The sequence below is a fragment of the Bacillus sp. ME78 genome, assembly GCF_903970865.1.
Classification (GTDB): Bacteria; Bacillota; Bacilli; order Bacillales; family Bacillaceae_G; genus Bacillus_A; species Bacillus_A cereus.
In genome coordinates this window covers 185,238-197,913 of sequence record NZ_CAJCKK010000008.1, presented here as the reverse complement: position 1 = coordinate 197,913, position 12,676 = coordinate 185,238, and the positions used below count along the sequence as shown (strand labels likewise).

The following is a 12,676-nucleotide window of genomic DNA, read 5'->3' as shown; positions in this document are numbered from 1 at the left end:
ACCTTGCCAACCACCGTGTCCACCTTGCCAACCACCGTGTCCACCCGGCCAACCACCGTGTCCACCTTGCCAACCACCGTGTCCACCTTGCCAACCACCGTGTCCACCTTGCCAACCACCGTGTCCGCCTTGCCAACCACCGTGTCCACCCGGCCAACCACCGTGTCCGCCTTGCCACCAGCCTGCATAGCCTTGTCTCTGTGAGTTCATTCCTTCGCATCCCTTCTTATTAAAAATTCAAATACTGTAACTGGGTATTCTCTAAATATAATTATGTATCCCAAAAATAAATGTATCCGCAAACATCCCGATTATTGGTAAAGTAATTATCTAATGAAAAAAACATTTATTATTGCAAATCTAAGCTCTATTATTTTTTGCTTTCCCAAAATTTTTTCGCTATTTTATTAGCATAATACTTTTTAGATTCAATTTCATCATAGTTACTTAGTATTAGAACAGACCAATCATTACTTGTGATCCTTTTTCAACATTACATCAGAATCCATAGTTGGGCTTTAGTTATACAAAGAAAACGATACTTCACTATTGAAGTATCGCAAAAAAACTATTTACTTACATTATTATGACTATAACCCTATCCGGTATTAGTTACTCACCTAAAATTGCAAATGGGCTAAATGATTCATAATGAATCAATTCCTTTTCTATACTGTGTTCTTTTAATACTGGAGCCGTTGACTGCACAATTTGTATTGTTTTCTCGTCAATCATAAATGGTACATCCCTCCGTATACAATGTCTTTATAAAACATTAGCATTATTTGAAATTTACCTTTCATAATTTCATTTTTTACTTTTAACTTCAGAATATCGAATCTTTTTTTATTATGGATCTAAACTGATCCAATAGTGATTCTGGCGCAATTACTCTGAAGTTTTTACACTAGAACCTTCTTATTTACGTATTGAAAAATGTTACCTATAACGGAAAAGCCCAGATAGCGATGTGGCTGCACTATTATTAAAGGCATTTCTCCTTCTAAAACAGACAGTACTTGCAATCTTAGTACGAATCACAGTTGAATTCATGTTACTTAATCGTACCCATTCCACCAATTTTAATCTTAACCTTGACGTTTACATCGCCTTTTGCTAATTCGTTACCCCAATTATTTTGTATTTTTTTCCATTTCGGATATGTGTATGTTCTTGCATATCCTCCAAGCCCAATAGGATCAATTTTGGCGGTTTGTATTTTTTGTATTAATTGCTTGAAATCAGCTTCTAGCTTAGTTTCAATCGCCTTTTGTAATTTTGCTGCGTCCTTTCTAGTGTTAAACGAAAAAAGTCGTTCTGTAATACCGATTCTCATCTTTACATCTACATTAAATATAAAATGATCATCATATCTTGCCTTTGTCTTTACTTTAATACCATAGGCAGTAAAACTTATCAAATCTTTATCTTGACTATCTGAATTTAGCTTAATTGGAACTGTAAATGGTAACTCCCCTGCAGTTCCTTGTTGCAAAATGCGTAAGAGTTTGTTTTCATCAGGTTTCAGTGTTAATTTATACTTTCCTTTTTCATCCAATAAGGCTGTACCTGTCACCCATATTTTATTCTTTTTTTTCAGTTCAGTAATATTTGCTGTTAGCCCTTTGTCTGCTCTTTGTTCATATAATTCTTGAAGTGTTGTTTTCACCGTGATATTTCTTAAAAAAGCGGTATCAACTAGTTTTGTTAAATATATAGGAAGCCTTGGTTTATCTTTTGGACTATAGAAGATGACGTCTGAAACAGGTCCATCTACAGCGACAACCCTTGCGGTAACTGTATTTTTGGGATCACGGTAAAATGGATCAAGGTAAATTTCCCAGTTTTTTTGTTTCAGTAGCCTTTTTCCAACTAAAATAACCTGTGTTTTACTTCCGGCGGTAAGTGCCATAACCGTAGCATCAAATTTGTCTCTTGCTTTTCGAACCGTAGCAGATTTCACACCAGTAGTTTCTTCTTTTATTTTTGCTTCTTTATTGAAAACAGGGCTTGATATATACACTAATAAATTATCATTAGGATCTAAATCGATACCAAGAATAAGAGTAAGAGAAACATCTTCAACATTTCTTTGATCGAAGCATCCAGTCATCAAGAACACCAATAACAAAATACAACATAGTACTTTTCTTTTCAATGTATTCTCCTCCGGCGAAACTTCTCATATAGACAGCAATACAGCCATAAAATAATAGGTAATATATATGTTACTCCTAATCCAGTATTCGATAATACCTGTTGCCAAATTTCAGATTCATTCCAACTAGGATGAGTCCAAAATGTGAATCCGATAATAAGCAATAAGAGAACAACTACATGAGAGCTGTGATCTTGTTTTCCAAGTAATTGGCTTGAACAAAATACAGAACAGTATAGGGCAGGGATCCATGATGTGGAAACAATGGTTAAGTAAACAGCCAATAAAATCATGTCAAAACGTTCTAAAAAACGAAATTCAATTACTTTCAGTAAATTTATTACCGGTTGATTATATTGCGTAATGCTATCAGGGCTAAAATAGGCAAAGCAAACAATAGTAGCAAATAAATAAAATAACATCGTTAAGGTGTTTGCTATAACCATTCCATGGACTGCATACTGTTTTTTTTGTAAAAATGGATATAAAAAGAAAGCAATATCAAACCCTAAATAAGCATAAACAGTGCTTGGTACAGCGGTTAATATCGGTTTCCACCCTTCTTTTAAAAGCGGAAAGAAAGGCATCCAGCTTCCATTCCCTATAAGAGGGATTAAAAAAAATATCGGAATCCAAAGCGCCATATAAAAAAAAAGTTCGGCGTATCGTCCTAAAATACTAGGACCGTTACGTGCAACAAAATAGGTAGGAATCGAAAACAAAAAGATAACGATATAGTCAGGCGTTTTCGGGAGAAGCCATCCCTTAAGGTAAAGCATAGCGTTTATAAGAACGATACAAGAATAAAAAGCGAAGTACATCATGTAAATAACAACGAATGCTTTCCCTACTATTTTTCCAAACAATCGTATAAGAATATCATAAATCGTATCCTCAGGATATCTTGCAGCTGTTTTCACTATAAACACACCTGATATTGTGGAGAAAATCCAACCAATCAATATAGCTATCCATCCATCTGTTCCAGCCTTTTCTGCAAGCACACGTGGAAGCGATAAAACGCCAGTGCCCACCTGCACTCCATTAATTAAAATAATATACTGCATAAGAGTGATTTCATTATAGGCATACTTTTTCATAATTTCACCTTTTATTACGATTCTTTCCTTGTCGAATAGTTTGATCGGTTCCATTCCCCTTAGGACGCCTTCTTATTGTCCATAAAGGAAAGCGTACAAAAACATCTTTCATATCTGCAAAACGAAAGGGTGCTAATGGTGTTCCGTAAGAAGTACCTAGCGATTTAAGACTACTTAGATGCCCAATTAAAGTCATCCACCCGATAACAAGTCCTACAATTCCAAATAAGGCAGCTGCTAGCATCATTGGAAAGCGTAAAAGTCTTACTGCCGCTCCCATATCATAGTTAGGGATAACAAAAGAAGAGATGGCGGTAACAGCAACAACAATAATCATAATATTGCTTACAATTCCCGCCTGAACAGCCGCCTGGCCGATGACAATACCACCTACAATTCCAACTGTCTGACCAATCGGAGTAGGTATCCGTAAAGCCCCTTCTCTCATCGTTTCCAATGTTATTTCCATAAGTAACGCTTCCATAACTGGAGAAAAGGGTACGCGCGTTCTTGATTCAGCAATAGATAAATATAGCTCTACAGGAATAACTTCAAAATTAAAGGAAATAAACGCAACATAACTCGCAGGCAGAAATAAAGCAACCATAAAGGCGACAAAACGAAGCAACCGAATAGACGAAGCAACTAACCACCTTGTACCGTAGTCATCGACTCCTTGAAAAAAGGAAATAAAATTTGTTGGAGTAATTAACACATTAGGTGAATGATCCATTACAGTTACAAATCTACCCTGTAGAATGTGAGATACAGCCAAATCAGGTCTTTCAGTTAATATAAATTGTGGAAACGGTGAGTAAGGGTGATCTTCAATGAATTCTATAAGTTCGCCATTACTAGCAACAGCGTCGATTGTAATATTTTGAATTCGTGTTTCTAATTCCTTCAGCACATCTTCAGAAGCTACATCTTTCAAATATAAAATAGAAATTTTGGTTTTGCTCCGTACACCAATTATTATTTCTTTTATCGCTAATTCACGATGAGGAATATATCTTCGAATCATTGCGATATTTTGACTTCCAGTTTCTATGAAAGCTTGATGTGCTCCTTTTAGAGCTATTTCGTTATGTGCGTCCTCAACACTTCTTTGTGGCCACCCTTTTGTATCCAATTGATGTGCTGTTGTTCGACTGTGAATTAATAAAACACTATCTCCCCCAAAAATAGCATTTTCAATCTGACTTAATGTATTAATAATCTTAATTTGTCCTAACGGAATTGGAAGTTCTCTATTAGTATCAAAATCAATATTCATCAAAGGACTGAGAACATGATTTTGAATCAATTCTTTATCTGTTAATCCAGATAAGTATACTAAGGCTGCTTCTAATCCACCTACTGTTATTTGAAACTGCCGAATTACTAAATCAGGCGCTTGACGAAATATATTCTGAATATGAGCTATGTTTTTGGATAAATCAGCGTCTAAGAGGGAGTCTTCAATATTTTTTTCCTGAAAATGAGTATTGTCTCGTATTGAACATGACTTAGGGTTGTCTCTATATTTTAAACGCCTCAAAAATTTAGCCATGATTCCCTCACTTTCTATGTACCTTTTATAGTATGTTTAGTATGCATATATTAAGGAAAAATATCCTAATAGTCCCTACAATTACACTTTTAAGACATTAGATACATTTCTTGCTGTCTTTTTTACTCATGTATTCCTTTTTGTTGTTAATGTAACTTTTCAATTGTAACTGACACACATCTGAAACTCTAAACCCTCTCTCTTCCCTAACAACTACTAATTGTAAAATTTCAGAATCTAAATTGTGTAAATTCCCCAATACTCGCTACCCTATAAAGATACATGTTTAACATGTTGGTGATAGTTTTTCTTTTCTCTTCTATATGTTCTAGTGACATAATGTTTGGTTAAAATAACCTTTAAACTCTTTTTAAGAAAAACTTAAGAAAATCTCCCTTTATTCATAAGAATTTTTTTCTATACTGAAGCATGTAAATGAACAAGAGGAGAAACGATAATGAAAAAATTTGTAATTTGCATATTAGGAATAGGCCTTCCTATATACTTACTACCTTTCATATTACGCGGGGATTTAGACAGATTTAATCCGATTGCTGAAGAAAAAAATGTATATGCCGTTGCGAAAGGATATGGTGTTCCGGATTATCATCAAAAAGGAAAAGCTATGTACTCACTAAAAGCTGTTGATGAATTAAGCAATGAAAAAGAATATAATGTTGGAACGAACACGCCTAATGATTTTATAAGAAAAACTTACTTAAAAATTCATGTAAAGGGAAAGTATGTGTATTCTTACGATATTATTTCTAAAGAGGATATTCCGGAGAAAATAAGGGGACAATTGGAGATAGCAAATAAATAAAAGAGCCAATTCATACGAGTTGGCTCTTTATTCTCTCTTCCATCTACCGCTGAGAGAATTCTTTCGGTAGATTTATTAAATTCGTTATCATTGTTTCAATAACCATTCTTCAATTACTTTCACTGTTTCATCTCGTTGTGCTTTTGGCGTAATTAAACTCGCATTATCACCTTTTTGCTCACCATACATGCCAAAATTAGCATGATTCCCCCCTTTTATCATGTGCATAGTATTATTCTTTGACATTAACTTTTTATTGTTCTCTATTTTTTCTACAGTTGCTAAAGCATCTACTTCCCCGTAAATTGATAACATTGGAATCGATTTGGCAGAGAAATCATCTGCAGGATAAGAACCTAAGAAAATAATTCCGTCTACCTTTTCTTCATGTTGAAAGGCATACCTAGAAATCATAGCTCCGCCCATTGAATGCCCAGCAACATACCATTTTTGAACTTCAGGATACTGTTCAATTACACTATCTACCTCATTTATTCCAAATATCGCTAAGTTTAATGGTAACTTAGGCATTACTACAAAATGCCCATCTTTTGCAAGTGCTTCTCCTAAGTAAGTATAAGCCTCCGCTTCTACTTTAGCTCCTTGATAAAAAATAACTCCTATTTTTGCATCTTTCTCTCCAAAAACTATATAATTTTCATCTTTTTTATCATCTACTAAAGACAAAGCCTCTTTCGTTGGTTTGTAAGTAAACTGAGACCACGTTAAAAAAGTAACACTTCCCATAATTAAAATACCTAGTAAAGAGTACAGAGTAATTTTTATCCATTTCTTCACATATATGCCCTCCCTAAGATGTGTATATTCTATACTTTAGATTACCATTACTAAACGTAAAAACTCGAGCATTTTCATTGTGCTCAAGTTTTCATTTACGTCTTTAATTTATACTATAAATTGTCCAAGATAAATATGTAGCAAATGTAGCCCATAAAAAATATGGGATTAGCAACCATGCCGATACTTTAGATAAATTGGAAGAAAACATAATGAGAAGTAACGTAGTAATAGCGACTAGTAAACAATCTACTGTTGCTAAAAACAAATTCTTTTGGCTAAATTGAAAGTAGCTGAACGCTTGATTGAATATATAATTTAAAAGGAATAAAAACCAAAATGTTTTTGGCTTGAATCCATAGTTGTTGTAAATAATTGCAACTGATAATGCAATAAGTCCAAATAATACAGCCCATATCATTCCGATTGTCATACCAGGAGGTGTCCAAGACGGCTTTTCTAACGCATTATACCAAGTACGATCAATAGGGAATAAAACACTAGAAACATAAAACAAACCATATGTTAGTAAGAACACTATAATACTAGATTTTTTCATAAACATTCTCCTTTTACTAGAAGATTATAGAAACTTTATATGATTAGTATGTCCTTGTAATGGATAAAATTCTAATATTTAAATTCCAAATACATATTGTTTAACCTATTTCATACAAATTCTTTCATACTTTTATATGCACAAAGGGCTCTCTCTCGTGCTGCCTTATGATCAACAATCGGATAAGGATATGTATCCCCAAGTTTTATATTGGATTTTTGTAAAATATGCTCAGGTGCTTCCCAAGGTTTATGTATATATTTGTTTGGGATATCTTTTAATTCTGGTACCCATCTTCTTATATACTCTCCATTTTTATCAAACTTTTCTCCTTGTGTGATGGGGTTAAAAATACGAAAGTACGGTGATGCATCTGCTCCGCTTCCAGCAACCCATTGCCATCCCATTGTATTATTTGCAATATCAGCATCTAGTAGTGTATCCATAAACCATTTTGCTCCTTCTTGCCACGGAATTAACAAATGCTTTACAAGAAAAGAGGCCACAGCCATTCTTGCCCGGTTATGCATAAAACCTGTTTGCCATAGTTCTCGCATTCCCGCATCAATAAACGGATAACCCGTTTTCCCCTTTTGCCATACTCTTAATAACTCCTCTTCCTTATCCCACGGGAAATTTTCAAAGCTCTTATTAAGAGGTCTATATACTGTAAATGGATAATGATATAGTAAATAATAAGAAAACTCTCGCCAAATTAATTGACGTATAAAGCTATTAACTTGTTTTTCAAAAAGACTACATTGTCTTTCGGTACTTTTATTTATTAAGTAATGAAACATTAGCTTTACTGATATTTGACCAAATGAAAGGTACGGTGCCAACATCGAATGGACATTTTGATCTGGAAAATCTCTTCCTTCACTATAAGAGACTAATTTGCTAGAGAAAAATTTCTTGAATGTTTTATATGCCCCTTCTTCTGTCGGATCCCATATTACTTCCATATGAGATGTCCACGGTATAGTCGGCAACAAGTGTAATTCTGAAACAGATAAGCTTGCTGGTAAAGAGTTTCCCCACTTTATACTCTGCACTCTGCTAATAGGTTTAGGTATTACCTGCTTTTGAAATGCATTGTAAAAAGGCGTAAACACCTTATATTCAGTGTTATCTTTCTTTTTAATAACCCATGGTTCTAATAATAAATGCGAATTAAATTCTTTACAGATAATACCTTTATCCTCTAACATCATTTTCATTTTTTGATTAGATTGTAATCTGTCCGGATCATAACAAATATTCCAATATACAGCCGTTATATCTAATTGCTCTATGAGAGAAAGTATTTCTTCCTCCGTACGTCCTTTACGAATTATTAAAGTAGAGCCCAATGCCTCAAGTTGCTTCTTTACATCTATTACAGCATGGTGCAACCACCACTTTGACGCACTTCCTATTGAAAAAGTTTCATCTTGTATATATACAGGAAGAACCTCACCAGACTGAACAGCCTCAAATAGAGCTGGGTTATCATATAAACGAAAATCTTTTTGAAACATAACAATAATTTTATTTTGCATGGCTATCCTTTCTAATTCTTAAAGCACAATTCATTCTTTATTAGAACAAATACTTCTGTTATTTTTAAATGATTATAAGAATCATTTTTTGTAATTGCAAACAAACTCTTCTATCTTTAATGGATTTTTCCAACTCTTAATAAAGATAAAAATATAATGCACTTTGTACTTATCTTAAACTCTTATAAAATAAAAAAGAAAATGGAGAGAAAGATGAAAAAACAATTTTATAAACAATCAAACTTAAATACATCTATAGATTCAACAATCCTATGGACTTTTCAAAACCAAAATGCCATAAATACACTTTTGAATGAAGGTAAGCTTATAGCCGATCCTATTTTTGTTAGTAAAGAAGATTGCACAGCATATAAATACATTGTAAGACACATGAAACAGAAAGGTATTGACTTTATTATAGATTTACCCATTTGGGCATGGCATTCATGCAATGGTTACCAAAAGAAGCCTACTTATGAGACTGCAAGAGAATTACTATCAGATATTCAATTAGAGAAAGAAATATACCTCATCAAATTCACATGTCCTAATTTTTTATTCATGTTAACAAACTATAGCGGATGGTGCGACATTTATTTTAAACTTACTGGAAATCCTAAAGCAAGTGTAACAAATGATGAAGAAAAATACTTATTTAATCTTTACCCTACCATTGAGGAAGAATGGGAATATCATCATATCCAAGCAACTCTACCCTACCTAAAAAAAGAATGGATTATACAAATAACTGAACTTAGTAAAATGAATGGATTTAACAAATAGTCACATGAAACTAATACATTTAAAATAGCGTTTTTTTATAATGGAACCCTAAATAAGCTCCTTACTACTATGATTTTGTATACATGCAGTTTACTCATTTAGTTTTGGTCTAGTTTGTAAATATAAATTCAAATCTGGACTTGAACCGTTAATAATTATATCTCGAACAATTTTAGAAAGTACCATACTATAAACTAATCCATTATCTCCATACGCATAGATAAAGTGACAATTTGGAAACTCTTCATACATTCCAATTATAGGTAAACCATCATGAGTACCACCATAAAAAGCACTTAAATAAAATTCAGGTTCAACTGTTATATTGGGAAAGAGCTTATTAAATTCATTCACTAATTTCTCTTTTTTATGGATTAATTTTGAATCTCTTTCTTGAGCAATGTTTGTATCTTCATCTAATCCACCTATAATAATCCTATTATCTGCAGTAGTTCTCATATAAATATATGGTCTCGCAGTTTCCCAAATGAGAGTGCGTTTATACCAAGAAGATAAATCTTCCACAGGATTAGTAACAATTGCATATGAGCTAATCAGTGTAGCGTTCTTTTCCTTTTTAAATTCCAATCCTTCATATCCTGCAGCCACAATTACTTTATTGGCAGTAATAGAATTGCCCTCCTTTGTATAAAAGATAGCACATTCTTTCTCTAACTTTTTGCCAACAATCTCTGTATCTTCATAAATGTGAACTCCTTTATTAGAGGCTTTTTCTAATAAACTATGTGTAAATTTATAAGGATTTATTTCACCATCATTATACGTATAAATAGCTGCACGTTTTTTAAATGGATATCTCTGTCCAATTTGTTTTTCTGATAACCAAGCCGCTTTAAAATCATGCTTATGTAAATAATACAGTTCCTTTTCTAATTTCTTTATATCCTCTTCATAACTTGCATAATATAAGCTGTCACGTCGTTTAAAGTCAGAGCAATAAGGCAAGTTTTGATCAGCATATTCAATATCATTAATAGCTTGTTCACATAATTTCATATGCTTAACTGCATACTCTTCCCCAAATGTATTTACAAGTTCAAAAAACATCTTATCACCTAAATATTGAATAAGTGCTGTATTTGTAAGGTTACTTCCATGTCCTACCTTTCTTTTATCAACGATAACAATATTTAAATCTGATTCACTCAAATAGTATGCTGATTGAGCACCCGAACTTCCTGCTCCTATTATTAGTACGTCACATTTTATATCTTCGTCCAAACGAGGATAAGAAGGTGTATTAGAAAAAGTCGTGTTCCAATATAATTTCCCTTTCTGTAAATCCATTTTAATTGCACCGTCCTAAATAAAATAGTTATATCCCCATCGGTATCTCCAAATCATTCTTACTATATACTTCTTATCAAAATTATCTTGCTATTATTAGATTATTAGTACAATATTTTTGTCCACTCATATTTGGTATTAAATTAAGCTTATAAAAAGTTAATCGTAGATATATTATTTATTTTCATTTAGAAATTTAAGAACTTGGTTAAAAGCTTCTTGACCTGCTGGAGTGTTCATTTTGAATTGAAATTCATGTGCTAACTCGCCAGAGATATTTTTATCAAAGAAAAGTGTATCTACAGGTACTCCTTTATTTTGTAAAGTAGAAGCTAATGCTTTAGCTTGATCTTCAAATGATGCAGTATTTCCATCTGTGATGAACGTTGGTGGGTAATCTTTTGTAACGTGTTTATAAATAGAAGCGATTTCTATTTCAGGTAATGTTTCAAACTTCTTTTTCCCAAAGTAAGCCCAACCAGTAGTACGCATAAAGTCTTGCACTTCTTTGGATGTTTCCATTTTAGCTAATGCAGGCATATTATACGGGCCGCAAAATAGCAGTATACCTTTAATTGTAGAAGGAGCAACAATAGCGTCAATTCCGGTTAATTTCGCATAATCTGGAGATGTTTGAATATTAACAAATTGTCCAGATATTTGCGCTCCAGCAGAATCTCCTGCAAAATACAGGTCATCTAGTTTTAAATTATATTTCTTTGCATTTTCTTTTATATATTCGTAAGCCTCACCAAGTTGTAGTACGGGTGTAGGATACTTTCTTTTCGGAGCAAGAGCATAATTTATATTTATCACTGTATAACCACGAGCAGCTAATTCTACTGCATAACCAGTAATGTCTGATTTATCTCCTCCTACAAATCCACCCCCGTGTACCCAAAAAATAACAGATGTTTTTCCCGTAAGATTTTTGGGATAAATAATGTCTAATGTACCATCAGGAAATTTAGAATTATAATTTATATCTTTAACAACTCGTGTCTCTTTTAGAGCGTTTTTATAATTATTAGATTGAACAAACATTCCACCTTCAAATGCTTTTTTTTATGAGAAACGCTTTTGGAATAGATGAAACATTCCAAAAAATAACCCCCGCAATAATCAATCCGAAAACAATAAAAAGAGTTAGCAGCATTCTTTTTTTCCAAATCATTTTAGGTTTTAACTGTTTTATTCTCATAATTAAAGAATCTCCATTCTTTTTAGTAATAACCTTAAAATAAATCACAACATACATTTCTATTTTACGCTTAACTTTATTTTCGCCTGCTAATCCGTATTTAAGATTTCATACAAAAAGTTATATATTTTTATTATGTGCATATTAGGTATCTCCTATAAAACACATTAAAAATTCAAACAAAAAAAGCAAAAGATCCCCATGTATAGAAGATTTCTTTTGCTCTTTGTAAAAGACACAAGTCCAAATAATTTAATATATTAAATTATTTACTAAATAAAAGTTGCTTATCTATCGATAACTTACACATAAGAATGCATTTGTTTCACTACTTTATTAGTAGAAACTGTAACAACCGTTTCTTTTTCCCCTGTTCTATCAATCTTGAAACCATAAACTTTAACATCAGACGGTACTAGTGGATGATGACAAATCATATCTATACTCTTCTCAATATTTTCACTAACATTTTCTTTTCCACTTAGCCATTCATCAAGGCTACCACTTGAAAATTCAGGGATGCAATTTTCAAAGAGATAGTCTAGTTCTATATTATCTTTTATGAAATCATGTTGAGTTCGTAGATTAACTGGAGAAGTTTCTTTATCCTCTATTCCTACAACAAAAATTTCTTCAACATTTTCTTGATAAATAGCAATAATAATAGATCTCATTATATCTCCATAAGGATGTACAATTACAGAATCGTAGCTGTGTATAGTCAATATGTTTTCTTGTTGAATGTTAGTTACTTGTTGGATAATAGGCTCTATTCCATGTTCAATGTCTGTTAACAATAAAACTTTTTTATTATTTGAATTCATATGGAGCACTCCTTCTTCATTATTGTATT

The 12,676-nt window shown here is 32.8% G+C and carries 12 protein-coding genes and 1 pseudogene; 2 read left to right on the top strand and 11 right to left on the bottom strand.

Annotated elements, in window-relative coordinates; genetic code table 11:
* The 5 genes from H6481_RS12320 to H6481_RS12300 form a co-directional block, all read right to left on the bottom strand.
* On the bottom strand, positions 1-210 hold a 210-nt coding region (locus H6481_RS12320), incomplete at its 3' end, for a hypothetical protein (RefSeq protein ID WP_182811872.1).
* Between the two features lie 402 nt (positions 211-612).
* Positions 613-735, bottom strand: coding sequence for a flavoprotein (locus tag H6481_RS12315; protein ID WP_000564622.1), 123 nt, complete (start codon positions 733-735; stop codon positions 613-615).
* A 319-nt stretch (positions 736-1,054) separates the two neighbouring features.
* Positions 1,055-2,158 (bottom strand): Ger(x)C family spore germination protein, encoded by a 1,104-nt coding sequence (locus H6481_RS12310; RefSeq protein ID WP_069355881.1) that lies wholly within the window; start codon positions 2,156-2,158, stop codon positions 1,055-1,057.
* Positions 2,155-3,258 carry an endospore germination permease gene (locus H6481_RS12305; protein ID WP_003270936.1) on the bottom strand — a complete coding sequence of 368 codons (1,104 nt, stop codon included), beginning with the start codon at positions 3,256-3,258 and terminating at the stop codon, positions 2,155-2,157. The genes H6481_RS12310 and H6481_RS12305 overlap by 4 nt, the downstream gene beginning before the upstream one ends.
* Before the next feature lie 4 nt (positions 3,259-3,262).
* Positions 3,263-4,810 (bottom strand): spore germination protein, encoded by a 1,548-nt coding sequence (locus tag H6481_RS12300; RefSeq protein ID WP_053564049.1) that lies wholly within the window; start codon positions 4,808-4,810, stop codon positions 3,263-3,265.
* Between the two features lie 457 nt (positions 4,811-5,267).
* Here H6481_RS12300 and H6481_RS12295 point away from each other — a divergent pair, with 457 nt between their 5' ends.
* On the top strand, positions 5,268-5,633 hold the full coding sequence (locus H6481_RS12295; RefSeq protein WP_065382364.1) for a YxeA family protein: 366 nt from the start codon (positions 5,268-5,270) through the stop codon (positions 5,631-5,633).
* 87 nt (positions 5,634-5,720) lie between these two features.
* Here H6481_RS12295 and H6481_RS12290 read toward each other — a convergent pair whose 3' ends face one another.
* The 3 genes from H6481_RS12290 to H6481_RS12280 all read right to left on the bottom strand — a co-directional run bounded on the left by H6481_RS12290 (position 5,721) and on the right by H6481_RS12280 (position 8,531).
* Entirely contained in the window at positions 5,721-6,431 is a 711-nt protein-coding gene (locus H6481_RS12290; RefSeq protein ID WP_182811869.1) for an alpha/beta hydrolase, read from the bottom strand.
* A 103-nt stretch (positions 6,432-6,534) separates the two neighbouring features.
* A complete protein-coding gene (locus tag H6481_RS12285) occupies positions 6,535-6,990 on the bottom strand; it encodes a TspO/MBR family protein (RefSeq protein WP_142245278.1) in 456 nt (151 codons plus the stop codon).
* Between the two features lie 110 nt (positions 6,991-7,100).
* Positions 7,101-8,531: a deoxyribodipyrimidine photo-lyase gene (locus tag H6481_RS12280; RefSeq protein ID WP_182811866.1), complete on the bottom strand. Its 1,431-nt coding sequence runs from the start codon at positions 8,529-8,531 to the stop codon at positions 7,101-7,103.
* Between the two features lie 213 nt (positions 8,532-8,744).
* Here H6481_RS12280 and H6481_RS12275 point away from each other — a divergent pair, with 213 nt between their 5' ends.
* Positions 8,745-9,314: a DUF3841 domain-containing protein gene (locus H6481_RS12275; protein WP_182811864.1), complete on the top strand. Its 570-nt coding sequence runs from the start codon at positions 8,745-8,747 to the stop codon at positions 9,312-9,314.
* A gap of 90 nt (positions 9,315-9,404) precedes the next feature.
* Here H6481_RS12275 and H6481_RS12270 read toward each other — a convergent pair whose 3' ends face one another.
* The 3 genes and pseudogenes from H6481_RS12270 to H6481_RS12260 all read right to left on the bottom strand — a co-directional run bounded on the left by H6481_RS12270 (position 9,405) and on the right by H6481_RS12260 (position 12,647).
* Positions 9,405-10,622, bottom strand: coding sequence for an FAD-dependent oxidoreductase (locus tag H6481_RS12270; protein ID WP_182811861.1), 1,218 nt, complete (start codon positions 10,620-10,622; stop codon positions 9,405-9,407).
* A 174-nt stretch (positions 10,623-10,796) separates the two neighbouring features.
* Positions 10,797-11,823 (bottom strand): annotated as a pseudogene (locus H6481_RS12265) (alpha/beta hydrolase).
* Positions 11,824-12,125: 302 nt separating this feature from the next.
* On the bottom strand, positions 12,126-12,647 hold the full coding sequence (locus H6481_RS12260) for a carbonic anhydrase (RefSeq protein ID WP_182811858.1): 522 nt from the start codon (positions 12,645-12,647) through the stop codon (positions 12,126-12,128).
* Positions 12,648-12,676 lie beyond the last annotated feature (29 nt).